Origin of the sequence: Rhizobium lentis, assembly GCF_017352135.1 — a bacterium.
Classification (GTDB): domain Bacteria; phylum Pseudomonadota; class Alphaproteobacteria; order Rhizobiales; family Rhizobiaceae; genus Rhizobium; species Rhizobium lentis.
On record NZ_CP071454.1, the window covers coordinates 2335280 to 2359477 of the forward strand.

General features: G+C 61.1%; 22 protein-coding genes and 1 tRNA gene. 13 read left to right on the forward strand and 10 right to left on the reverse strand.

The features are described 5' to 3' along the window. Positions 1–127: 127 nt before the first annotated feature. Together J0663_RS11230 and J0663_RS11235 are read right to left on the reverse strand one after the other, a co-directional pair. Positions 128–1615, reverse strand: coding sequence for an MDR family MFS transporter (locus J0663_RS11230; RefSeq protein ID WP_207240433.1), 1488 nt, complete (start codon positions 1613–1615; stop codon positions 128–130). 233 nt (positions 1616–1848) lie between these two features. Continuing rightward, positions 1849–2217, reverse strand: coding sequence for a hypothetical protein (locus J0663_RS11235; protein WP_207240434.1), 369 nt, complete (start codon positions 2215–2217; stop codon positions 1849–1851). Between the two features lie 217 nt (positions 2218–2434). On the opposite strand from J0663_RS11235, the gene J0663_RS11240 reads away from it, so the two are divergent. Next, a complete protein-coding gene (locus J0663_RS11240; protein ID WP_207240435.1) occupies positions 2435–3571 on the forward strand; it encodes an acyltransferase family protein in 1137 nt (378 codons plus the stop codon). Between the two features lie 83 nt (positions 3572–3654). Here the strand turns inward: J0663_RS11240 and J0663_RS11245 are convergent, their stop codons facing one another. After that, entirely contained in the window at positions 3655–4029 is a 375-nt protein-coding gene (locus tag J0663_RS11245) for a Rap1a/Tai family immunity protein (RefSeq protein WP_207240436.1), read from the reverse strand. A 454-nt stretch (positions 4030–4483) separates the two neighbouring features. Between J0663_RS11245 and J0663_RS11250 the strand changes: the two genes are divergently transcribed. Beyond that, complete coding sequence (locus J0663_RS11250; RefSeq protein ID WP_207240437.1) at positions 4484–5239, forward strand: DUF4145 domain-containing protein; 756 nt, start codon at positions 4484–4486, stop codon at positions 5237–5239. Positions 5240–5523: 284 nt separating this feature from the next. On the opposite strand, the gene J0663_RS11255 is transcribed toward J0663_RS11250, so the two are convergent. The 4 genes from J0663_RS11255 to J0663_RS11270 form a co-directional block, all read right to left on the reverse strand. Further along, a complete protein-coding gene (locus tag J0663_RS11255; RefSeq protein WP_207240438.1) occupies positions 5524–5946 on the reverse strand; it encodes a hypothetical protein in 423 nt (140 codons plus the stop codon). Positions 5947–6064: 118 nt separating this feature from the next. Further along, positions 6065–6814 (reverse strand): DUF5677 domain-containing protein, encoded by a 750-nt coding sequence (locus tag J0663_RS11260; RefSeq protein WP_207240439.1) that lies wholly within the window; start codon positions 6812–6814, stop codon positions 6065–6067. 113 nt (positions 6815–6927) lie between these two features. After that, positions 6928–7003: transfer RNA gene (locus J0663_RS11265), tRNA-Thr, on the reverse strand. A 118-nt stretch (positions 7004–7121) separates the two neighbouring features. Then, positions 7122–8081, reverse strand: coding sequence for an NAD(P)H-dependent flavin oxidoreductase (locus J0663_RS11270; protein WP_207240440.1), 960 nt, complete (start codon positions 8079–8081; stop codon positions 7122–7124). A 285-nt stretch (positions 8082–8366) separates the two neighbouring features. Here J0663_RS11270 and J0663_RS11275 point away from each other — a divergent pair, with 285 nt between their 5' ends. Further along, on the forward strand, positions 8367–9566 hold the full coding sequence (locus tag J0663_RS11275) for a regulator (protein ID WP_207240441.1): 1200 nt from the start codon (positions 8367–8369) through the stop codon (positions 9564–9566). A gap of 33 nt (positions 9567–9599) precedes the next feature. On the opposite strand, the gene ppk2 is transcribed toward J0663_RS11275, so the two are convergent. Continuing rightward, a complete protein-coding gene (gene ppk2, locus J0663_RS11280; protein WP_207240442.1) occupies positions 9600–10481 on the reverse strand; it encodes a polyphosphate kinase 2 in 882 nt (293 codons plus the stop codon). A gap of 241 nt (positions 10482–10722) precedes the next feature. On the opposite strand from ppk2, the gene phoR reads away from it, so the two are divergent. Both phoR and J0663_RS11290 read left to right on the forward strand, forming a co-directional pair. Next, positions 10723–11943 (forward strand): phosphate regulon sensor histidine kinase PhoR, encoded by a 1221-nt coding sequence (phoR, locus tag J0663_RS11285; RefSeq protein WP_207240443.1) that lies wholly within the window; start codon positions 10723–10725, stop codon positions 11941–11943. Positions 11944–12147: 204 nt separating this feature from the next. Further along, on the forward strand, positions 12148–12549 hold the full coding sequence (locus tag J0663_RS11290) for an endonuclease domain-containing protein (RefSeq protein WP_207240444.1): 402 nt from the start codon (positions 12148–12150) through the stop codon (positions 12547–12549). Positions 12550–12696: 147 nt separating this feature from the next. Here J0663_RS11290 and J0663_RS11295 read toward each other — a convergent pair whose 3' ends face one another. Then, positions 12697–13647 (reverse strand): IS110 family RNA-guided transposase, encoded by a 951-nt coding sequence (locus tag J0663_RS11295; RefSeq protein ID WP_207240445.1) that lies wholly within the window; start codon positions 13645–13647, stop codon positions 12697–12699. A 534-nt stretch (positions 13648–14181) separates the two neighbouring features. On the opposite strand from J0663_RS11295, the gene J0663_RS11300 reads away from it, so the two are divergent. The 6 genes from J0663_RS11300 to phoB all read left to right on the forward strand — a co-directional run bounded on the left by J0663_RS11300 (position 14182) and on the right by phoB (position 20587). Next, positions 14182–15216, forward strand: coding sequence for a substrate-binding domain-containing protein (locus J0663_RS11300; protein WP_207240446.1), 1035 nt, complete (start codon positions 14182–14184; stop codon positions 15214–15216). A gap of 167 nt (positions 15217–15383) precedes the next feature. Next, the gene (gene pstC, locus J0663_RS11305; protein WP_207240447.1) at positions 15384–16865 is read left to right on the forward strand and encodes a phosphate ABC transporter permease subunit PstC; all 1482 of its coding nucleotides are present in this window, start codon (positions 15384–15386) and stop codon (positions 16863–16865) included. Beyond that, complete coding sequence (gene pstA / locus J0663_RS11310; RefSeq protein WP_207240448.1) at positions 16862–18181, forward strand: phosphate ABC transporter permease PstA; 1320 nt, start codon at positions 16862–16864, stop codon at positions 18179–18181. Before pstC ends, pstA begins: the two co-directional genes overlap by 4 nt. A gap of 15 nt (positions 18182–18196) precedes the next feature. After that, the gene (gene pstB / locus J0663_RS11315) at positions 18197–19012 is read left to right on the forward strand and encodes a phosphate ABC transporter ATP-binding protein PstB (RefSeq protein ID WP_064800556.1); all 816 of its coding nucleotides are present in this window, start codon (positions 18197–18199) and stop codon (positions 19010–19012) included. A gap of 44 nt (positions 19013–19056) precedes the next feature. After that, a complete protein-coding gene (gene phoU, locus J0663_RS11320; protein ID WP_096764942.1) occupies positions 19057–19770 on the forward strand; it encodes a phosphate signaling complex protein PhoU in 714 nt (237 codons plus the stop codon). 133 nt (positions 19771–19903) lie between these two features. Continuing rightward, positions 19904–20587: a phosphate regulon transcriptional regulator PhoB gene (phoB, locus tag J0663_RS11325; RefSeq protein WP_004672768.1), complete on the forward strand. Its 684-nt coding sequence runs from the start codon at positions 19904–19906 to the stop codon at positions 20585–20587. A gap of 412 nt (positions 20588–20999) precedes the next feature. On the opposite strand, the gene J0663_RS11330 is transcribed toward phoB, so the two are convergent. Beyond that, a complete protein-coding gene (locus J0663_RS11330) occupies positions 21000–21533 on the reverse strand; it encodes a GcrA family cell cycle regulator (protein WP_207240449.1) in 534 nt (177 codons plus the stop codon). Positions 21534–21957: 424 nt separating this feature from the next. Here J0663_RS11330 and J0663_RS11335 point away from each other — a divergent pair, with 424 nt between their 5' ends. Next, the gene (locus tag J0663_RS11335; protein WP_207240450.1) at positions 21958–23157 is read left to right on the forward strand and encodes an aspartate aminotransferase family protein; all 1200 of its coding nucleotides are present in this window, start codon (positions 21958–21960) and stop codon (positions 23155–23157) included. Positions 23158–23195: 38 nt separating this feature from the next. Beyond that, complete coding sequence (gene argF, locus J0663_RS11340) at positions 23196–24110, forward strand: ornithine carbamoyltransferase (protein WP_207240451.1); 915 nt, start codon at positions 23196–23198, stop codon at positions 24108–24110. Positions 24111–24198 lie beyond the last annotated feature (88 nt).

Sequence of the window (24198 nt, forward strand, 5' to 3'; positions counted from 1 at the left end):
ATATCTGAAAATTAAATGGTTTCATGCAAAATAACTGCGGTGCTTAGATGCTCGGCACAAGGCCGAGCATGACGGAGGAACGTTGTGTCAGCAAATTGCCAGGCGCCCCCCGTCAGGAGCAACCGTGTCAATGCGAGGCTGCCTCGCTTGCGACCGCCGGCTCCCGCGCCTGGCGGTGACCGACCGGGATCAGCCAGGTGGTGAAGAAGGTCAGCATCGCGACGACCACCACGCCCCAGAAGCTCCAATGCAGGGCCGCGTCGAAGATGGTGCGGATCGCCGGATCGGCGGCGAGCGCCGAGAGCCCGGTCGGCTGGTTCAGCGCCTTGTGCAGGGCTGCCGCGGTCTCGCCGCTCGCATAGTGGCTGATGCCGGCATTGAGGATGGCGCCGAGCACGGTGGCGCCGAGCGTATTGCCGAGGCTGCGGGCGAAGATGATCGAGGCCGTGGCGCTGCCGCGCATCGACCATTCGACGCTGTCCTGCACCAGCACGATGCTGGTCAGGCTGATCAGGCCCATGCCGAAGCCCATGAAGAAGGAGCCGGCGCCGGCGAGAACTGGCGAACTTTCAGGCGTCAGGAACAACAGGAAACAGGCGCCGAACGGAAACATCAGGCTGCCGGCGCGCAGCGTGCGGCGGATGCCGAAGGCTTTGTAGAAGCGGCCGGACAGCATCACCGCCAGCGGCCAGCCGACGATGAGCATGGTGAGCGTGAAGCCGGCAACGATCGGTGAGCGGCCGAGCACGCCCTGTACGTAGATCGGCAGAATGGTGGAAAGCCCGATCAGCGCCATGCCGGCGAGCAGGGTGGCCGCATTGCTGGTCGCGATCAGCCGGCGGCTCCAGAGCGCGATCGAAATGATCGGCTCCGGCGCCCGTTTCTCCTGGGCGAGGAAGAAAAGGCCGGAGACGACGAAGACGGCAAAAAGCGTGAGCAGGATCCAGGCGCTCGCGCCGGTTTCCGTCAGCATGACGAGCAGGGCGACGATCGAAATCGAAAACAGCACCGATCCGAGATAATCGATCTTCGCCTGCTTGTGCGCCACCTCCTCCTTCAGGAAGATCATGAAGGCGATGATCGAGACGATGCCGATCGGCAGGTTGATCCAGAAGATCCAGGCCCACGAAAAGCTGTCGACGATGATGCCGCCGGCAAGCGGTCCGACGACGGCCGACGTCGCCCAGACGGTTGCCATCGCGCCCTGCACGCGGCCGCGTTCCTCGAGCTTGAAGAGATCGCCGATGATCGTCATCGTCACCGGCTGGATCGCGCCGGCGCCGAGCCCCTGCAAGAGCCGGAAGAACACCAGCGACATCATCGACCAGGCAAGGCCGCAGAGCAGAGAGCCGGCGAGGAAGATGATGATGCCGCCGATCAGCACCGGCTTGCGCCCGAAAATATCGGAAAGCTTGCCGTAGATGACCGTGGTCGTCGACTGCGCCAGCAGGAAGGCCGAAAACACCCAGCTGTAATAGGAAAAGCCGCCGAGCTGGCCGACGATGCGCGGCATCGCGGTCGCCACGATCGTCGCCTCGATCGCCACCATGAAAGTTGCGAGCATGATGGTGGCGACGACAAGCACGCGGTTGGAGCGGTGCGCTGCATTCGACATGACGATCCTCTTCGGGTGCTCCGCAGGGCCGGAAAAATCGGCAGGCTGGCAGGGTGTGGGGCGATCGCCGTATGCGGAGGGATGCTGTTCTTTTACGACCTCATGCCCGGCCGGTAAAGCAGTTCTCGCCGCATCCCTCGTTTTTACGTGCCGTCAGGGTGGCGGCAGCCGAAGGCCCGGCGCCATTCCGCTCCGGAACTTCACTACTCCGGAGGCGAGCGGTCGCCCATACCTCACTGCTGGCATGCTTCGCTGAGAGAGCCGGTCCCTGCGGTGCAACCCGGCACCTGCTGCAGATCCGGATTGACGCCGCCCGGATTGATCGTGCTGCGGCCGCTGTTGAGATCGACGCCGTCATTGCCTGTCGTGCTGCCCGTTGTGCCCGGATCGGTGCCGACGGACCCAGTGCCCGCCGACCCGGTGCCGACGGAGCCGGTGCCGGCCGATCCCGCGCCCGAACCGCCCGATCCGCCGATGATAGGCGCCACCGAAAGCCGCCCGCTGGAGTTCGCGCCACCGGTCGTCTGCGCCAGGGCCGAGCCGGCAAGGCCGATCGAAAGAAGGGATATTGCGATGAGCTTGCAGGACATGATGTTCTCCATCCTTGTTGTCTCAAGGGAGAAACCTGTTCGGCAGCGGCATGTTCCTTCCGATATTTCGCAGCCGAATGGACGCAACGGCAGCCCGACGCCGCCAGCCCTCCATCGACTGCCCACCCGCGCAAGTTGTGCCGAAGCCCATAAAAATTTACTTAACACTATCCGGTTGCCGTCGAAGATGCTAACCGTGCCCGCGGATACGAATGGATAGAGGTATCTCATGGACGCGATGAAGAGCGGCAGACGCATTGAATGTCTGGATGGTTTGCGTGGTTTGGCAGCGCTGTGGGTGCTGATCGGCCACGCGCACATCCTGACGGGGTTCAAGGTGCCTGTTATCGGAGATCCGGAGCTGGGCGTCGACCTGTTCATCATGCTCTCGGGCTTCCTGATGGTGTTTCACTATCAGAGACGGAAAGCCAGGGAGCCATGGGAGAGCCCGCAAACATGGGCGGTGTTCTGGGCGCGTCGCTTCTTCCGCATCGCACCGCTCTATTACGTCATGCTGGTGATTGCTCTCGTTGTCGGACCCGAGATTTATCAGGCTCGCATGGTCATCGATGCTTTCAATGGCAATCCGCCCCAGGCCGCATCCCGCTATCTGGACGATAGTCTCAGCAACTATCTGATGCACCTTTCGTTTTTGTTCGGCCTTTCCCCAAGCCATGCCTTCCGCACGGCGCTGCCGGATTGGAGCATAGGCCTGGAAATGCAGTTCTATGCGGCTCTGCCTTTCATCATGATCGTTCTCGGGCGGCTGGGCTGGCTGAAGGGCATGCTCGTCGCCGTCGGCTTGGCCGTCATTGCCGCGCTGGCCGTGCATCGCCTCGGCTTCCGCTTCCCGATGCCGTCATTCCTTCCGATGAAGATGCACATCTTCGCCGCCGGCATGCTGCTGGCGGGTGCATTGTGGATGTCGCAGGGCAGGGCCTACCTGGCTTTTGCAATCTCGGCTCTCTTGGTCCTCATCCCTCTCGGCGGCGACGTGACCGTGCTGCACGAAACTGTGCGCGTCGGGATAGTGGCGCTATTCTTTGTCCTGGTGCACGCCGATCGGGTTCCGGGTTTCGCCGGCAGCTATTCCCGCTCGGTCAATTCCATTCTCGGCAATACCTTCTTTCGAAATCTCGGGGAACTTTCATTCGGGGCCTATCTCATTCACTTGCTCATCATGCAGCCGGTCATCGCCTGGCTGATCGGCAATACCGCCCTCAGCAATCCCGGCCGCTGGCTGGCGACGCTGATCGTGACCATCCCTGCCGTCTATGTCCTGTCCTTAATAGGCTACAAGTTCATCGAGCTGCCCGGCCAGACCATCGGCAAGCGCCTGACACAACAGAGGCAGGTCGCGACCTAATGCAGGTCGCCCGGAAGGTGTGCTGCGTTCCGAGTTACGCGCCGGTTGTCTTACTAGTTCCCTCCGTGGGCGCCCTTGCCGTGTTATTTGCACGGCCATGCATCATAGAGCGCGGATTGCACCAATCCCTCGGCAGTCTTCTGGCGATTCTCGGGATGATCCGCGATATACTTGCAAACAACATCCCGCGCTTGGCGCAAAATCATTCCCTCTGGAAAGCAGATGAATCCACCCATCCGATATTTCCGTGCGAACGTCACAACATCACCAGGTGGCGCTTGATCTAGCGTGCTGAGCACTGATAGGTCATAGGTGCTTTTGTCTATGACGCCTGCAACGTAGCCTAATACCGCCTCGCGATCTCCCTGGCACAACTCGTGAAGCTCGTTGCCGGTGTAGAAACCAGCATGAGCGGTTTCTGCCATAGCGAATATCGACATAGCTAAAATCGCGCGCATGAAAATCCCCGTGAGTTGCGTAGCATGGTATCCAAGCGGCGAGGGGAATCAACTGGGGGTAAGGCTCTCTTCCGCGCTGGTCACAAGCTGTCGAAGTTGCGCTAGCGCATTTCCTCGGACAGCAAGCCATCGCTTCATTTTGAAGTAGGTGTCTAGGTCTGGAAGTTTGTCGCCAATTATACGGACATTGTGCCATGAGAGCATCCGACCTCGTTGGCGCATTCGCGCATGGTCTTACCGCTCGCAATCCGTGCGACTTTTATCTCTTGGCAGAACGTCATTCAGGCTCGTGAGTAGCCATGGCCTAGCCCTCCTGCTTTTGTTGGGCGAGGGTGTTGACCGCATTATCATTTCGAAAGGCTACTCGCCGAATACTGCGGTGGTGACGATCTCTTGCGTAAACCCATGGTGTAATACTCAATGGGTGTTCAGGAGAATGTGATTCGGGGGCGGCGTGAACAAGAGCGATTGGAGAAAGAAATACAGCTCATTCCCGCGGTTCACCTGTCCTCGATGCGGTAGAGGTACCCTCAGCGCGAAGAAGGACAGTTTTCACAAGTTAGAGCCGAAACACATTCAAATCGAGCTCGAGCACAATGGTGAGCGCAGTGAAGCCTCATATGGAAGATTCCAGGGTTTCCTCGTGTGCTCGATGGTTTTGTGTGGGGAGATTGTGGCTGTCTCGGGCGATTACAGTGAGTTCTACCATACGCAATATGACGAACAGCTTGATGATACGATCGAATTCACGGACCTAAATTACTACCCATTTCTAATGCGGCCCGCACCGCCAATGATCTCGATGCCCAAGAGCTTAAATGCTGAGTCGCGAAAGCATTTAGCCAAAGCGTTCGAGCTTTTCTGGGCTGATTGGGCTTCCTGTGCAAATCGGCTTCGCATTGTGACGGAGTACCTGCTCGACCAACTCGCGATACCCCGTACCGGCGTGAAGGGGAAACTTAAGAACGCCAACTTAGACTTGGCTGATCGGATTGAGTTGCTGAAAATTGCACGGCCGGGTCATGACCATCTGTTGAATGCTCTCAGAATCGTTGGAAACCTGGGAAGTCACGACGGGGAAGTAGATTTCGGAGTCATTCTCGATTGCTTCGAGTTTCTGGAAGAAGCGCTAATTGAGCTACTGGAACAGCGACGGGAGAAGATGGATGCTCGGGCAGCCCGCCTTATACAAAACCGGGGCAAACCATAAGCCTTGACGGATGCGGCTGCAATGCAAGAATACCGCAGGGCTGGGGAAGATGCCGTGCGGAAGAAAAGGTCTTTAGCATAGTGGGTCGTATTCGTTATGTTAAAATGGTTCAACTCGACGGAGCGGGGGAGGGCCCAAGCTGAAAGCTGGCGCATTCGATGAGTTGCGCCAGCGGGTTATGAGTGTCAGCGAATTTGCGAACGTCGATAAGGTGGAGATCCTAAGGACACCCGGCGTAAGTGGGTATGAGTGGCGAAAGATCGCCGGCGCACTAAAGTTATAGATCAGGGTTCGGACGCCGCGCGAACCCTGAGAACGCCCAAACAAAGGCGGCGCCGATGGCAAGACTGACCAAACGGTGGCAGAAATGCTCCCATGAGCAACGGCTTCGTGCGCTCGAACTTATCGCGGTCCTTGACCGATTCCCAACCAAGGTTCTCGTAGAGCATTTCACCAAGCTTCGCATGGCTGATAGAGGCGTAGCTGGGAAAGAGTTGGCGGAAGCGATGCTCAGTGTACCAGCAAGCGAAGCCAGGCGTACGGTAAGCGTTCCACGGCTCGGGTGCTTCTCGTAGCGCATAGTCCACATCCGCCGTACCCTTCACGTTCTCACAGCGAACTGGGAGATCTGCGTAGATATCGGGGTCACCGGACCACCATTCATCGCGCCGAACAACTTCCCAGCTGAAGAAGGCGACGACGATCATCCATAGCACGCTAAGGACAAGCCACAGCCGGAAAACCCGCATTTGATATTCATAAGAGTCCCTACCCCCGCTGCATTATGCATGGCAGCAAGGTCTCGTCCAGATTGACGGGAGGGGCCTACGGATTAAGTCCATCGGCCTGCATCTTCGCCTCAAAATCTTCGATGAAGCGGGAGTGCTCGGCGCGGAAGCTTTCTATTTCTGGCAGCGCCTTCGTTTTGAAGTAGGTGTGAACGATATGGGTGGTGTCAGATAGGGCAGAAAGATAACCGCTCAGGGTACCGTTCAAGCTATCGGGTGATGGCTCCGCGAACATCACAAGCTGTGGGTTCTCGTTCTCGTCAAACCGGAAATGCCGGAGGGTTAGCGCTCTGATGTTGTTGTGGGACTCGTTGCAGAGGCTGTTGTAGACGGACTGATAGATTTGCTCGAACCCGGCGAGCCTGAATTTCTCGTAGATGCTCATTGGCTTTACGCCCAGAGCAGCCAGCCCGGCTTGGTGCTCCGCAAGCCGCTGCGCGGCATCAGTGCTGTTCTCGAATTTGATAAGGAACGGATTGCCTCCGCGCACGCCGTGCTGGGCCAGCTTAATCCACTGGTCGTGGAAAGAAGCCTGCATCTGCTTAAGGTATTCAGGATCGTTGCACAGATTTATCAGATCCACATACGCTTCGAGCGTTGATCTGAAGATGATGTCTAGCGTGGCATGCTGATCTGCGCGCAATAAAACCAGGGCGTTGTAGGTCTGCTCCATGATGCTGACGTAGAGCGACATGATGGTGCGGTGAAGCGGGCTCCCCTGGTTGAAGACAATGGCTTTGAGATGCTTGTACGACTGCCCATAGATATATTCGAGAAAGTCCAGCATGTTCCGCCTCTGCATCCTGACGCTGCAATGCATATCAGATTCGCGGCGCTTTAGCCTTGCGAGGTGGATAAGGCTTGTCGTAAAATGATCATCGATATGTTGATCTGGAAAAATGGTGCCGCTTACGTGACTCGAACACGTGACCCCATCATTACGAATGATGTGCTCTACCGACTGAGCTAAAGCGGCATTTGGCGGCCGAAGCGTCCGGCCTGCGATTTGCATGGCGCTGATACAGGCATTGTTTGAAGATTTCAAGCACCCTGTCATGCCTTTGGCAAAAAAGAGGCGGGGGTGTGGAACACCCTCAGAGCGAGAGGCGGGCGCGGGCGGCCTTGTATTCGGCCTCCAGCCGGTCGACGAGCTTTGCCACCGGTTCCACCGCCTTGACGGCACTGATGCCCTGGCCGCTGCCCCATATGTCCTTCCAGGCCTTGGCGCCGCCGGTCGCCTGTTCGAAATCCATTTTCGACGGGTCGGCGACGGGCAGGTTGTCGGGGTCCATGCCGGCGGCGACGATCGAGGGCTTGAGATAATTGCCGTGCACGCCGGTGAAGTAGTTGGAGTAGACGATGTCGTTGGCTGCGCCGTCCACGATCGCCTGCTTGTAGGCGGGCGCGGCGCGTGCCTCTTGCGTGGCGATGAAGGGCGAGCCGATATAGGCCATGTCGGCGCCCATCGCTTCTGCGGCGAGGATAGCGCCGCCGGTGGAAATCGCCCCGGCAAGCAGCAGCGGCCCGTCGAACCATTCGCGGATCTCCTGGACGAGTGCGAAGGGCGAGAGCGTGCCGGCATGGCCGCCGGCGCCGGCGGCAACCGCGATCAGCCCGTCCGCACCCTTCCGGATCGCCGAATGGGCGTGGCGGTTGTTGATAATGTCATGCAGCACAATGCCGCCATAAGAATGCACCGCGGCATTGACCTCGGGCACGGCGCCGAGCGAGGAGATGACGATCGGCACCTTGTATTTGACGCAGAGCGAAAGGTCGTGCTCCAGCCGCTTGTTCGACATGTGGACGATCTGGTTGACGGCAAAGGGGGCGGCCGGCCGTTCCGGATGGGTCGCGTTGTGGCGGGCAAGCTCTTCGGTGATCTCGGCCAGCCATTCGTCGAGCTGGCTTTCCGGCCGGGCGTTCAGCGCCGGAAAGGCGCCGACGACGCCTGCCTTGCATTGGGCTAAGGTCAGCGCCGGATGCGAAATGATGAAGAGCGGCGAGCCGATCACCGGCAGTCTGAGTTTGTCCTTGAGGATCGGGGGCAGGGCCATGGTTCACCGCTCGCATTGACGTTTACGAAAACGTCAATCTCATAACAGAGAAGAAAAGCCGATAAAAGAGCGGCTGCCACGCCTTCGTCGATTTCAGGCCCATATATACCGCGCGCATAATGAATGAGGTAGGGCCCGCAAGCCGCCAAAGCCGGCGATTATCGCCGCGACCAACGTCGGGCCGGGCGGCAAGGCTTGCGGTTTGCCGCGCTTGCCGCTACCGAATTTTGATGGAGAACGGCGGGGATTGCAGTCCGATGCCGGGTTCAAGGTGAAGGACGAGACGTGAGCGGATTAGAAACGGCCATCAGAACAGCGCTCGAAAATGCCGATCGCGACAACCCGGAAGTTCGAGCGAGGATCTATCAATCCGCCCGCCAGGCTCTGGAAGCGGGCCTGCGCAAGCAGGATATCACCGATGCCGATGCCGTCGCCCATCACCGCCATCGCCTGGAAACCACGATCCACGCCATCGAAAGCGAGGAGCGCGACCGTCTTCACCCTCGCCAGAGACCGCCCGAAGTGCCGGTGCCGCCGGTCGTCGAAATGCCGCCGCCGCCGGCTCGCCGGGGCGACGTGGCCGATATCGACAGCCTGATCGACAACCCGGTGGCGGCGGGCGAGACCCGCGCTCCCGAGGTGGTCATGCACCGCAGCGACGAGTCGAGCCTCGACACAGTGCATGCGAGCAATGCCGATCATCTCGCAGCCGCCCCGGTCGGCGACGAGCGGCTAGGGCGCGGCCAGCGCGCCGCCAATATGGATTTCCGCCCGGAGCGGGCGGCGGGCCGCCGCAAGCCGCGCAAGTTCTTCTCGAGGCTTCTCGTCTGGTGCGTCCTGCTGGCCTTCATCGGCATCGGCGCCTGGTGGGCCTACACCTCGGGCCTGCTGCTGACGGCCGCCGAGCGCGATACCAGCGTCGCCAATCCGCCGGCCAGCACCCAGCCTGAGGATTTCACCGGCAATGACGGCAGCGCCGGCAATCCGGCCGCCAACACCAATCAGCCGGTGACCATCGATCCACAGAACAGCTTTTCGGCCGACTGGATCCCGGTGTTCAAGCCCGATGAGGCCGACAAGATCAAAAGCGGCCCGCGGGCGCGCACCGAAAACATCACCGAGAATGACGGCCCGGCCGTGCGCCTGATTTCCGAAAGCGGTGCGGCCGACGGCAACATCTCGGTCAGCGTTCCCGCCTCGGTGCTGCAGCAGCTTGCCGGCAAATCCTCGACCATCGCGCTGACACTGCAATCGACGACCGACGAGCCGACGCAGGTGACCGTCGAATGCAATTTCCAGTCGCTCGGCAACTGCGCCCGCCATCGCTTCAGCGTCACCCGCGAAAAGTCGGATGCGCTGCTGCAGGTGAAGTTCGACCGCTCGCTCGCGCCGAATGCACCGGGCACGCTTGTCATCAACAGCGATCTCGACGGCAAGGCGCGCGGCATCAACCTCTTCGCGATCCGCATCCTGCCGGGGCAGTGATGCGGCCTTTCGCGCCTATTCCAGGAAGCCAGTCTATTTCAGGAAGCCGGGGCCCGAGCCGATGATCTCTTCGTCGACTTCGCCGAGCGCCGTTTTGTCCTTGCCCTCATAATCCATCCTGTTCAGCATGTGGCGGATGAGTTGCAGGCGCGCCCGCCGCTTGTCATTGGCGCGGATGACGCTCCATGGCGCGAAATCCGTATGGGTTTCCTTCAGCATCCGGTCGCGCTTTTTGCTGTAATCGCCCCATTTCGTCAGTGCCGCGATATCCATCGACGAAAGCTTCCAGACCTTCAGCGGATCGTGCCTGCGGTCGTGGAAACGCTTGAGCTGCATCTCCCGGCCGATGTCGAGGTAGAATTTGAAGAGGAAGATGCCCTCATGGGCAAGGATCTTTTCGAGCTGCGGCGCCTGTTTGAGGAAGCCTTCATATTGCTGCGGCGTGCAGAACCCCATCACCGGCTCGACGCCGGCCCGGTTGTACCAGGAGCGGTCGAACAGCACGAATTCGCCCGAGGTCGGAAACTGCGCGACATAACGCTGGAAATACCATTGCCCCTGCTCGCGCTCGGTCGGCTTGGCGAGCGCCACGACGCGCGCAAGGCGCGGATTCATATGCGCCGAGGAGGCCGAAATCGCGCCGCCCTTGCCGGCCGCGTCCCGCCCCTCGAACAGCGCCATCACCCGCTTGCCGGTCGCCTGCAGCCAGAACTGCACCTTGACGAGTTCCACCTGCAGTTTTTCCAGCTGCTCCAGATAGTCTTCTTCGCTGAGCTTCTTCTTGTAGGGAAACCCGCCGGACTCAAGCGCATGCTCCTCCACCCAGTCCGGCAGCACCGGATTATCGACGTCGAAGATGCGCTTCTTGCCGCGGATATCGAGCTCCACGGCCCTGCTTTCGATATCCTCGCCCATATGCTCCTCCTGCGCTGGTGGCCCCTTGCCGCAGGCGAACATATTTACCGTTGAAAATCAAATCTTTCGCTTGACGGCAATCATTTTTCTCCCGCTTCCGCCGGGCTCTTGCGCTTGCAAGGGCGCCGGCCGAATACTTCTGTCATGAATTGCCGCTATCAGGCAGAGTTCAATATAAAGAAAAACGAATCGACGCCGCGAGGCCCAGTTGCAAGACGAAATTCCCTGGAGAAAAAGCCTGTTGGCGCGCATCCGGCGCGAACGGCCGGTGCTGCTTGCGGCCATCCTCAGCGCGCTTGTCGCTCTTGCCGCCGGCATGAACAAGTGGGTCGTGCTCGTCCTGCTGCTCGTCATGATCTTCACCGCGCTGTTCAACGAGGCACCTGTGCTCAAGGCCGAATCCGCCGAGCCCGCGGAGACGGAGCCGCAAGCGCCGCCGAGCCGCCTGCCTGACATTGCCGCCACCCTTGCCGGCCTCGATATCCCTGTGATGGTGCTATCGGACGACGCCTCGGTACTGTTCCAGAACCGCGCGGCCGAAAAGGCCTTCGGCGAGGTGGCGCTCGGCGCTCATATATCGGCCCGGCTGCGCTCGCCGGGCGTGCTCGACATGGTGCGCGAAACGATCGCCACCAATGCGCCGAACCAGATCGAACACTCTGAGCGGCTGCCGTCCGAGCGCGTCTATATCGTCCGCAGCGCGCCCGTCGAGTTCCGGGCCGACGGAGAGCCGGAGCGGTTTTTCATCCTGTCCTTCCGCGATATATCTGAGGTCCGCCGCATCGACCGCATGCGATCGGATTTCGTCGCCAATGCCAGCCATGAACTGCGCACGCCGCTGGCCTCCCTGCGCGGCTTCATCGAGACCATTCAGGGGCCGGCGAAGAACGATCAGAAGGCGCAGGCGCAGTTTCTGAACATCATGCTCGACCAGACGACGCGTATGAGCAGGCTGGTCGATGACCTGCTGTCGCTCTCCCGTCTGGAGCTGAAATCGCACATTGCGCCGGATGAGAAGGTCGATCTGGTACCGCTGCTCGGCCATGTCCGCGACTCGCTGGTGCCGCTTGCCAGGGATGTCGGCGTCGACATCAACCTGCATCTGCCCGATGGCAAGGTCGAGGTGCTGGGAGACCGCGACGAGCTTGTCCAGGTCTTCGAGAACCTGATGGAGAATGCCTGCAAATATGGCCAGGAAGGCAAGGTCGTCGATGTCAGGCTGAAGAACGGCTCCGGGGAGCCGGTGGAGGTCAGCATCATCGACAAGGGGCCGGGCATCCCGGCCGAGCACGTACCGCGCCTGACGGAACGCTTCTATCGCGTCAGCATCGAGGACAGCCGCTCGAAGAAGGGCACCGGCCTCGGCCTTGCGATCGTCAAACATATCCTGACCCGCCACCGCGCCCGGCTGATCGTCAAGTCCGAAGTCGGCAAGGGCACCGTTTTTACCGTGCGGTTCTAGCGTGGGACGCGACGCGAGCGATTAGCGATGCGTACCGCGGATACTGCCCCTCACCCTAACCCTCTCCCCGTAAACGGGGCGAGGGGACGTGCCATGCGAGAGGCTTGCGGGGAGCCGAGAGGTTGCGGCATATCCCCTTCGCCCCGTTTACGGGGAGAAGGTGGCGGCACCCAGATGAGCGGCAAGTCACAAGGAAAAACGTCAATGAGAGGTTCCAAACCCAAAACCATCGCCCGAGCGCGATCCCTGCGCCAGTCGGATAACGACGCAGAGGACAAGTTGTGGAAGGAACTGCGCGACCGCCGCCTCAACGGAAACAAGTTCGTGCGGCAAATGCCGATCGGTCCCTACTTTGCAGATTTTGCCTGCCGGGAACTGCGGCTCGTGGTCGAGATTGATGGCAGCCAACATGCGGACAGCCGACGGGATGGAATCCGGGATGCCTTCATGACCGGCAATGGCTGGTCGGTGGTTCGTTTCTGGAACGTAGATGTACTGAGCGCGCTGCCATCTGTGCTGGACACCATCGTTGCGATCTGCGACGGGCGGCTGGTCGAACGCGTCGAGGCAATGGATTTGCGGTTCTTTCCAGCCGTGCGTGAATAACGATGGCATGTCGTGCGATTGCCCCTCACCCTAACCCTCTCCCCGTAATGACGGGGAGAAGGGACGTGCCCTGTCGAGAGTTATTGGGTGGGACGGAGAGGTCGCGGCATATTCCCTTCTCCCCGTCAAAACGGGGAGCAACCATGTTTAATTCTTGCGGTGTTGTGGCGTCCATTCGGTCTTGCGAAAGAGGATTGTGTTGGCGAGAACGATGAGTTTTCGGGCGACGGCTATAACGGCGCACAGGTGCTCCTTTCCGCTCTGACGCAAGCGCGTGTAGAAAGCGGCGAGATCCGGATTGTGCCTGGTTGCCGTGAATGCGCACATGAACAGGCTCTTTCGCAGGCGTTCGCGACCACCCTGGATGCGGCGTCTGCCGTGATATTTTCCGCTATCGTCGTCATAGGGTGCGACGCCGGCAAGGGCGGCGATCTCGGCGCGGCTGGCATGGCCGAGTTCGGGCAGCCGAATGATCAAGCACAGGGCGCTGCGCAGCCCGATGCCTTTGATAGAGGTCAGCAGATCGAGCCGTTGCGAAAGGTCGCAATCGTCGCGAACCGTCTTTTCGAGCCGCAGCAGATGGGCCTTGCGGCAGGTTTCGAGGCGGGCGACCTCGCGCGCATGACGGCGCTTGATCGCCTCCGACAAGGCGGTCTCGGCAAAGGTCTTGACCAGGGCGATCTGCTGCTCGATCTGTTCCAGATAGGTCAGTTCGGCGGCCAGTTTGTCGAAGCGTGCGTCCGGCAGCGCCGGCAACTGCTCGAGGCTTGCCGTGAAGAGCGCAATCAGCACGGCATCGAGGCGATCGTTCTTGGCTCGCTTGAGCCGGCTCTTGGCGAAGAAGCGCAATTGCGCCGGCTGCAGACGCGCCGCCGGCCGCTTGCCGGCCCGCAGATGCGCCAGCAACCGCCATTCATAGCCGCCGGAGGCTTCGAAGCCGATGCGGCTGACGTCATGCTCTTGAAGAAAGGCGTCAAGCGCCTTCAGGCCAGCAGCGTCATAAGTGACCCTCAGCCTTGCGCGGCTGGGATGAAGGGCAATGTCGAGATGGCTTTTGCCGACATCGATTCCGGCACAGATCATGCTATTATCGGTCATCTTCGTCGTCCCTGTCTTGGATACGAACCCCAAGGTTCCTGCAACCACACGGGCCAGATGAAGAGCCGGTTGCGATCCTGCTCCCCACAGCCCCAAACGGCTAAGAAGGTGACGATCCGACAACCAGCTGCCGGGCGGGCGGCCACCCGCCCGGCAAGCATCAATATCCTACATTTTTCTTATCCAAGAAGGTGCCGGCAGGCGGATGAGGGGCAGATCCCACGGGTGGACCTGAATGAAAGAATGCAGGCGGGAAGGGCCAGGATGCCTTTCCGCAACCGCCGGTCACGTGTGGTAGACTTGCAATGCAAGGTCGAGCGGCGATCCAAACTTTGCCAACCGTCGACACGTTCAGGCGGGGTCCATAAAATTTATCGTTATAAATCAATATGTTAAACTGTCACAAATGTTTCACGGATTTGACATAAAAGGACGGTGCTTACAGCGCTAAGAGAGTCCCGCCGATGAAAAAAGGAACTGCGAGGGCCTCTCGATAGGCCGCACTCACACAAGCCCAATGCCCGGGAGATTCAAATGAACACCTTCAAGCTCACCGTTGCCGCGCTCGCTGCAACTGCTGCCTTCGCTGGCGCTGCCGCCGCCCGTGACCAGATCCAGGTTGCTGGTTCGTCCACCGTCCTGCCTTACGCCAAGATCGTTGCCGAGTCCTTCGGCGAGACCTTCACCCAGTTCAAGACCCCGGTCGTCGAATCCGGCGGCACGGGTGCTGGTCTGAAGGAATTCTGCAAGGGCGTTGGTGAAGACACCATCGACATCGCAAACGCTTCGCGCCCGATCAACAAGAACGAAGCCGAAGCCTGCAAGGCAGCCGGCGTAACGGACATCCAGGAGGTCAAGATCGGTTATGACGGCATCGTCTTCGCAACCGATTCCGGCAACCCCGATGTCGCTTACGTTCCCGCCGACATCTACAAGGCGCTGGCTGCCCAGGTTGTCGTCGACGGCAAGCTCGTCGCCAACCCCTACAAGAAGTGGTCGGAAGTCAACCCGAAGCTCCCCGCTGTTGATATCGCCGCCTACATTCCGGGCGAAAAGCACGGCACGCGCGAAGTCTTCGAACAGAACGTCCTGGCCGCCGGCTGCAAGGCTTCCGGCGCTCTCGATGTCATCGCCAAGGAAATCTCCGACAAGGCTGCCCAGACCAAGGCCTGCGTCGCAGTCCGCAAGGACGGCGCTGCAGTCGACATCGACGGCGACTATCCGGAAACCCTCGCACGCATCGCCGCCAACAAGACCGGCGTCGGCGTATTCGGCCTTTCCTTCTATGAAAACAATGCCGACAAGCTCAAGGTCGCTACGGTGAACGGCATCGTTCCGTCCGTCGAAACGATCGCCAACGGCACTTACCCGGTTTCCCGACCGCTGTTCTTCTACGTCAAGAAGGCACATCTCGGTGCCGTTCCGGGCCTGAAGGAATACGTCAACTTCTTCGTATCCGACCAGATGATCGGCCCCGACGGCCCGCTGGCTGAATATGGCCTGGTTGCCGCTCCGGATGCCGAGCGCGAAGCGATCCGCAAGGCTGTCGAAGCCGGCAAGTCCATGTAATAACCTTGCCGGCGCGGCGCTCTCGTAGCCCGCGCCGGCATTACTTTATGTCCCTGCGCGCCAGTATCCGATGCAGGGTTTGAATTCCTTCTCCATGATTGGAAGCCGCAGGCAGGCTGATGAAGCCGCCGCGCTTTTTGGGGGCCGTGGGCCTGGGGACGTAACGAATGAGCACATCCGTCATACTTTTGTGCCTTGTGGTGATCGGCGCGGCCGCCTATCTGGTTGCCCGCAGCCGTGCCGCAGCACTTGCCGGAGGCAGGTCCTCCGCATTGCATTCACGACCGGCCTATTACGGCGCCTATGCCGCTATCTGGACGGTCCTTCCCGCCTTGATCGTCCTCTGCGTCTGGCTCTCCGTCAGCCCCGGCATCATCCAGTCTTCGGTTCGCGGCGCCTTCCCTGACGACGTCAAGGCCCAGGCCGCCGTCGAACAGGATCTGAGCTATTCGATGGTGGCGACGGTCGCCCGCGGACTGACGATGCTGACATCAGACGAAGCCGCCGCGGTGGCAAACGACCCAGCCGCCCTGCAGGCCAAGCTCAGCGAAAAGGGCGTGCCGCTCGCCGGTCAGCCGCAGCCTTACATGGTCGAGGCCGCCAAAAAGCTCAACGCCATGAGCCTGACGAGCCGCCTCGCCATGACCGCGATCGTCTTCGTTCTGGCCGTTGCCGGCGCCCTTTATGCGCTGCGCGCGATCACGCCGCGCTTCCGCGCCCGCAACCGCGTCGAGCGCGTCATGCTCTGGGGCCTGCTGCTCGCCTCCTCGATCGCCATCCTGACGACGATCGGCATCGTGCTGTCGATGCTGTCGGAGGCCGCGCGCTTCTTTGCCGTCGTTCCCGCCGGCGAATTCTTCTTCGGCACCGTCTGGGACCCGCGCTTTGCCGGCGCCGGCAGCTCGTCCTTCGGCCAATTCGGCCTGGTCCCGCTTCTGCTCGGCACGCTTTATATCGGCCTGGTGGCGATGCTGGTCGCCGTTCCGGTCGGCCTCTTCGCCGCCATCTATATGGCCGAATACGCCTCGCCGAAGGTGCGTTCGATCTCCAAGCCGCTGCTCGAAGTGCTCGCCGGCATTCCGACGATCGTCTACGGCTTCTTCGCCCTCGTCACCGTCGGCCCGTTCCTGCGCGATTTCTCCGCTCAGATCAGCGGCCTGCTCTCCGGCAACTACAGCAGCTTCATCCAGGCGCAGAGCGTTCTGACGGCCGGTATCGTCATGGGCATCATGCTGATCCCCTACGTCTCCTCGCTGTCGGACGACATCATCACCGCCGTGCCGCGGGCGCTGCGTGACGGTTCGCTCGGTCTCGGCGCCACCCGCTCCGAAACCATCAAAAAGGTGGTGCTGCCGGCCGCTCTTCCCGGCATCGTCGGCGCGTTGCTGATGACCGCCTCGCGCGCCATCGGCGAAACCATGATCGTCGTGCTGGCCGCGGGTGTTGCCGCCCGCATCCAGATCAATCCCTTCGAACCGATGACCACGGTGACCGTCAAGATCGTCAATCAGCTCACAGGCGACCTTGAATTCACCTCGCCGCAGACACTGGTTGCCTTCGCGCTTGGCATCACGCTGTTCTGCATCACGCTTTGCCTCAACATCTATGCGCTCTACATTGTGCGCAAATACCGGGAGCAGTACGAATGACGGATATTGTTTCTCCCGCCGGCGTCACCGTTTCCAAGGCGCCCGCCCGCCGCGATATCGGCATCAAGCGGCGCTACGCCGCCGAGCGCCGGTTCCAGGCCTATGGCATCGCCGCCATCGCCTTCGGCCTCATCTTCCTCTTTGTCCTGCTCTGGACGGTGATCGGCAAGGGCTACACCGCCTTCCAGCAGACGACGATCACCCTGCCGATCGAATTCACGGAGAAGACGATCGACCCCAACAACAAGCGGGCGACCGATCCTTCCGTGCTGGTCGCGGCCAATTATCCGGTTCTGCTGCGCGAAGCGATCGTCAAGCAGCTGAACATCAACGCCTCGAGCCGTCCCGACGTGCGCGACGCAACCGCGATGCTCTCCAAGAGCGCGCCGATCCAGCTGCGTGATCTGGTCGTCGCCGATCCCTCGATCATCGGCAAGACGGTCGAGGTCACCCTGCTCGCCGACGCCAATGTCGACAGCGCCAACAAGGGCCAGATCGATCTCTCCGTCGATGAGAAGAACCGCAAGGTCAACGACAAGCAGGTGGCCTGGATGAACCAGCTGAAGGCGGACGGCGCGCTTCAGAAGCAGTTCAACAGCGGCCTTTTCGTCAACGGCAATTCCAGCCGTCCCGAAGCCGCCGGCCTCGGCGTCGCCCTCATCGGATCGCTCTATCTGATGCTGATCGTGCTCGTGCTGTCGCTGCCGATCGGTGTGGCGGCGTCGATCTATCTCGAAGAGTTCGCGCCGAAGAACAGGCTGACGGACCTGATCGAGGTCAACATCAACAACCTCGCCGCCGTCCCGTCGATCGTCTATGGTCTGCTCGGCCTTTCCGTCTTCATCAACTTCATCGGTCTGCCGCGCTCGGCGTCGCTGGTCGGCGGCCTGGTGCTGACGCTGATGACGCTGCCGACGATCATCATCGCGACCCGCGCCGCATTGCGCGCCGTGCCGCCCTCGATCCGCGCCGCCGCCTTGGGCCTCGGCGCCTCGAAGATGCAGATGGTGTTCCACCATGTCCTGCCGCTTGCCATGCCCGGCATTCTCACCGGCACCATCATCGGCCTGGCGCATGCGCTCGGCGAGACCGCGCCGCTGCTCCTGATCGGCATGGTCGCCTTCGTCGCCAATGCGCCCACGACGCCGCTCGAGCCCTCGACGGCCCTGCCGGTGCAGGTCTATATGTGGGCGAACGAGGCCGAACGCGCCTTCGTTGAGCGTACTTCGGGTGCCATCATCGTCCTGCTCCTGTTCCTGGTCGCCATGAACATGGGTGCCATTCTCTTGCGTCGTCGCTTCGAGCGCCGCTGGTAAACGGAGTTAAACATCATGAACATGTTGACGGAAGCTGCAGTTGAAAAGGCGCTGGATCAGAAGATGAGCAACGTCCCGTATAAGATGATCGGACAGGATGTCTCGGTTTACTACGGCGAAAAGCGGGCGCTTTTCGACGTGAACCTGAACATTCGCGAAAACACCGTAACCGCCCTGATCGGCCCGTCGGGCTGCGGCAAGTCGACCTTCCTGCGGAGCCTCAACCGCATGAACGACACGATCGAGGGGTGCCGCGTCACCGGCAAGATCACGCTTGATAGCGACGATATCTATGATCCGGATATCGACGTCGTCGAACTACGCGCCCGCGTCGGCATGGTGTTCCAGAAGCCGAACCCGTTCCCGAAGTCGATCTATGAAAACGTCTCTTATGGCCCGCGCATTCATGGCCTAGCCAAGTCGAAGGCCGACCTCGACCAGATCGTCGAGACCAGCCTGCAGCGCGCCGGCCTTTGGAATGAGGTCAAGGATCGCGTCCATGAATCCGGTACCGGCCTCTCCGGCGGTCAGCAACAGCGCTTGTGCATTGCCCGCGCCGTCGCCGTCAGCCCTGAGGTTATCCTGATGGACGAACCCTGCTCGGCGCTTGACCCGATCGCCACCGCCAAGGTCGAGGAGCTCATCCACGAGCTGCGCGAGAACTACACGATCGTCATCGTCACGCACTCGATGCAGCAGGCCGCGCGCGTTTCGCAGCGCACCGCCATGTTCCACCTCGGCAATCTCGTCGAGGAGAACGACACCGACAAGATGTTCACCAATCCGGATGATCCGCGTACCCAGGACTACATCATGGGTCGCTTCGGCTGATTGCGGCCATCCGAAGCCTTCCCCTTATTCGAGGACAAAGCCCCATGGCATCGACACATATTTATTCTGCCTATGATGATGATCTGAAGTTCCTCTCCAGGCGGATTTCCGAAATGGGCGGCCTGGCCGAACAGATGGTCGCCGAATCCGTCCGTGCGCTGGTCAATGGCGATACCGCGCTGGCGCAGAAGGTCATCTCCGACGACGTGATCCTCGATCACACCGAGCGCGAAATCGGCGACAAGGCGATCGTCACCATCGCCCGCCGGCAGCCGATGGCCTCGGACCTGCGCGAGATCATGGGTTCGATCCGCATCGCCGCCGATCTCGAACGCGTCGGCGACCTCGGCAAGAATACCGCCAAGCGCGTTATCGCCGTCCAGAGCACCGGCGTTCCACGCAAGCTCGCCCGCGGCCTCGAGCATCTCTCCGAGCTGGCGCTCGTCCAGCTCAAGGAAGTGCTCGACGTCTATACGACACGGGCCGCCGACAAGGCGACCGCTATCCGCGAGCGCGACAACGAAATCGACGCGATGTACACCTCGCTGTTCCGCGAACTCCTGACCTATATGATGGAAGATCCGCGCAACATCACGAGCTGCACGCATCTGCTCTTCTGCGCCAAGAACATCGAGCGCATCGGCGACCATGCCACCAACATCGCCGAGACGATCTATTACATGGCGACGGGCGCGCAGCCGGAAGGCGATCGCCCGAAGGATGACAGCGCCAACACCGTCGGCGCCGCGACGGAATAATCTTCCGATCAATCGATTGCGTGCGCGCCCGTTCGGGGCGCGCAAAGAGGTCGCAGCCAATTTCTGAATTTGCGCAGGACGCCTGTTTAAATCGCCCCCGGTTTAAGGCTCGTGTGCGAGGAGACGGACACGCATGATCCCGAGAGTCGCAGTTGTTGAAGACGAGGAAGCGCTCAGCGTACTTCTTCGCTATAATCTTGAAGCCGAAGGCTTCGAAGTCGATACCATTCTGCGTGGCGACGAGGCCGAAATCAGGCTGCAGGAACGCACGCCCGACCTTCTCATCCTGGATTGGATGCTGCCCGGCGTCTCCGGCATCGAACTCTGCCGGCGCCTGCGCATGCGGCCGGAAACCGAGCGGCTGCCGATCATCATGCTGACGGCGCGCGGCGAGGAGAGCGAGCGCGTCCGCGGCCTGTCGACCGGCGCCGACGATTACGTCGTCAAACCCTTCTCGACTCCCGAACTCGTCGCCCGCGTCAAGGCGATGCTGCGCCGTGCACGCCCCGAGGTGCTGTCCTCGGTGCTGAAGTGCGGCGATATCGAGCTCGACCGCGAAACCCATCGCGTCCATCGCAAGAGCCGCGAAGTCCGCCTCGGCCCGACCGAATTCCGCCTCTTGGAATTCCTGATGTCGTCGCCGGGCCGGGTCTTCTCCCGCTCACAGCTGCTCGATGGCGTCTGGGGCCACGATATCTATGTCGACGAACGCACCGTCGACGTCCATGTCGGCCGCCTGCGCAAGGCGCTGAACTTCTCCAACATGCAGGACGTCATCCGCACCGTCCGTGGCGCCGGTTATTCGATGGAAGCTTGAGCTCCCGAACACGGACGGGGTGAGGGGACGTGCCCCATGAGAGGTTGGTGGGGAACGGAAAGAGTGCGGCAAATCTCTTCTCCCCTCGGGGAGAAGGTGCCGGCAGGCGGATGAGGGGGCCACACGGCACACCCTCCCGTCATCACCTATCCCATCACGTCAACGGCAAGCGCCCAACACGACCGAAGTTCACATGGCATTGTTGGGAAGGACCGGCTTCGCCGGCCCCTCATCCGCCCTACGGGCACCTTCTCCCCGCAGGGGAGAAGAGGGAATCGAGACGTTGCGGCATGTAAGCGGGGGCCGAAGGACGGGTCGAGACCGGTGGTCGACGCTGAATGAGCGGCGCTATTGGCGCGAACCAATAAAAAACGGGCCGCTCGGCCCGTTTTTCATGTCCGGCGATCGCCCCTCAGCTCACCCGAGCGGCCGCCCGGCGGCGTTCGTTGACCGGCTGGTAGGCAAGCTTCTGGTGATAGCTGCAATAGGGCGAATTGTCCGGGGATTCGCAGCCGCAGAAGTGGAAGTCGTCCTTGAGCGGATCGCCGACCGGCCACTTGCAGGTGCGTTCGGTCAGCTCCGTCAGGCCGAGGCGGCGGGAAATCGGCACGACCACGTTGCCGGCCGGCACATAGTCCATTTCCTCGACGCCATCGACCTCGATCTCTTCCTTCAGCATCGTTGCGCCCTGCTGGCGGGTCACGGTGCGGGTGGTGATCCGGGAGGCGTAGTTCGGCGCCCGTGGCGCTGATGTCTGGCGCTTCGGTGTGCGCGCCGCGGTGGTCGTGCCGCCGGCCTTGGCACGGCCCGGAAGGCTCAGCCTGTGCACCTTGCCGATAACGGCATTTCTGCTGACCCCGCCAAGCTGCGCCGCGATCTGGCTGGCGCTCAGCCCTTCGGACCAAAGCTTCTTGAGTTTCTCGACCCGCTCGTCTGTCCAGTTCATGCCCTGTCTCCACCTTTTGCGTTGGTGATGGCAGAATCCCTCACCGTTGTCCCGGAAGCCTCCGAAACAAGAAACGCTTGATCAATTTTGGTGACTAGTTCCGCCGCATGCAGTCTAGTAATTGAACTTTAACCTAGTGTGAGGCTGACTCCGTGACAAGAGTCGCGGGAATCCGGATGAATCGAATTCCGAGTTTTCCCCAACTTGCTGCCCCTGCGTGTCATTTCTGCAATAATGCCTGTTGAAGGCGGGAAATGCCGCTGTACAAGCTTGCTGCATGCGCTAAGGGCGCAGTTTTGTTGACATTGCAGCGCGAAAAGGAAATAGTACCGCCTGCCGCCGAAAGGCGGCATTTTTGATTTTTCGGGCGCGGTTTTCTTAGCCGGAGTCCGTGCCTGACAACGCTGACCGGGAGACCCGCGCTATGGCTGAAGCCGCGCCGCTTTATGACACCTATTCTCGCGCCCCGTTGCGGTTCGAGCGAGGCGAGGGCGTGTGGCTGATCACCGAAGGCGGCGAGCGTTACCTCGATTTCGGCGCCGGCGTCGCCGTCACCTCCGTCGGCCACAGCCATCCGCATGTGGTTGCCGCGTTGAAGGAGCAGGCCGACAAGGTCTGGCACCTCTCCAACATCTATGAGATTCCTGGCCAGGAGCGCCTCGCCAAACGCCTGACGGACGCCACCTTCGCCGACAAGGTGTTCTTCACCAATTCGGGCGCCGAGGCGCTCGAATGCGCGATCAAGACGGCCCGCCGCTATCAGTATTCCAAGGGCCATCCCGAGCGTTTCCATATCATCACCTTCGAGGGCGCCTTCCACGGACGCACGCTCGCGACGATCGCCGCCGGCGGCCAGGAGAAATATCTCGAAGGTTTCGGTCCCAAGGCGCCGGGTTTCGATCAGGTGGCTTTCGGCGACATCGAAGCGGTGCGCGCCGCGATCACCGATGCCACGGCCGGCATTCTGATTGAGCCGGTGCAGGGCGAGGGCGGCGTGCGTCCGGCGACTCCAGACTTCATGAAGGCGCTTCGTCAGATCTGCGACGAAAAGGGCCTGCTGCTGATCCTCGACGAGGTCCAGACGGGCGTCGGTCGCACCGGCAAGCTCTTTGCCCATGAATGGTCCGGCATCACGCCTGACATCATGGCGGTTGCCAAGGGCATCGGCGGCGGCTTTCCGCTCGGCGCCTGCCTCGCAACGGCCGAAGCCGCCTCCGGCATGAAGGCCGGCACCCATGGTTCGACCTATGGCGGCAATCCGCTCGCCATGGCCGTCGGCAGCGCCGTGCTCGACGTCATTCTCGCCGATGGGTTCCTGCAGCAGGTGCGCGACGTCGCGCTCGTCCTCCGTCAGGGGCTGGCATCGCTCAAGGATCGTTATCCCGATGTGATCGAAGATATCAGAGGCGAGGGGCTGCTGCTCGGCGTCAAGGCGGCCGTTCCCTCGGCCGAACTGCTGCAGGCGATACGCGCCGCGCATCTGCTCGGCGTGCCGGCCGGCGACAACGTCATCCGCCTTCTTCCGCCGCTCGTCGTCACCGCCGAGGAAGCCCGCGAGGGGCTCGTACGTCTCGAGCGCGCCGCCGAGAGCGTCCGCGTCGCCAAGATCAAGAAGACGGCTTGAAAGGGATTGCCGCCTTCGGGCGCGCGACAGGTAAGAACATGGCTCCTAAACATTTCCTCGATCTTTCGGCCGTCACATCGGCCGACCTCAGAACCATCATGAATGATGCGCTTTCCCGCAAGCAGGCCTTCAAGGCCGGCACGGGCGACAAGCCGCTCGCCGGCAAGATGCTGGCGATGATCTTCGAGAAGCCGTCGACGCGCACCCGCGTCTCCTTCGACGTCGGCATGCGCCAGCTCGGCGGCGAAACGCTTTTCCTGTCGGGCACCGAAATGCAGCTCGGCCGCGCCGAGACGATCGGCGACACCGCCAAGGTGCTGTCGCGCTATGTCGATGCGATCATGATCCGCACCACCGAGCATTCCAGGCTGCTGGAGCTTGCCGAGCATGCGACCGTGCCTGTGATCAATGCGCTGACGGACGACACCCATCCCTGCCAGATCATGGCCGATATCATGACCTTCGAAGAGCATCGCGGCCCGATCAAGGGCAAGACCATCGCCTGGACCGGCGACGGCAACAATGTGCTGCATTCGCTGGTGGAAGGGGCGGCGCGCTTCGGCTACCGCATGAACATGGCCGTGCCTCTTGGTTCCGAACCCAAGGATCACTATCTGAACTGGGCCCGCAATGAGGGCGCCGAAATCATGCTCTGCCATGATGCCGACCGTGCGGTCGCAGGCGCCGATTGCGTGGTGACCGATACCTGGGTCTCCATGAATCAGGAACATCGGGCCCGGGGTCACAATGTCTTCCAGCCTTATCAGGTCAATGCGGCCTTGATGGCCAAGGCCGGCAACGATGCATTGTTCATGCATTGCCTGCCGGCGCATCGCGGTGAGGAAGTGACGGATGACGTGATCGACGGCCCGCAATCCGTGGTCTTCGATGAGGCGGAAAACCGTCTTCATGCGCAGAAGTCGATTCTTGCTTGGTGCCTGGGCGCGATCTGAACCATAATCGGACGCCGCGCGTCGGAGACTTGCGGCCGCGCGAGCGAGGGGCACGCTGACCCTTCGCTTGAAAACTAGGAGTGAAAGC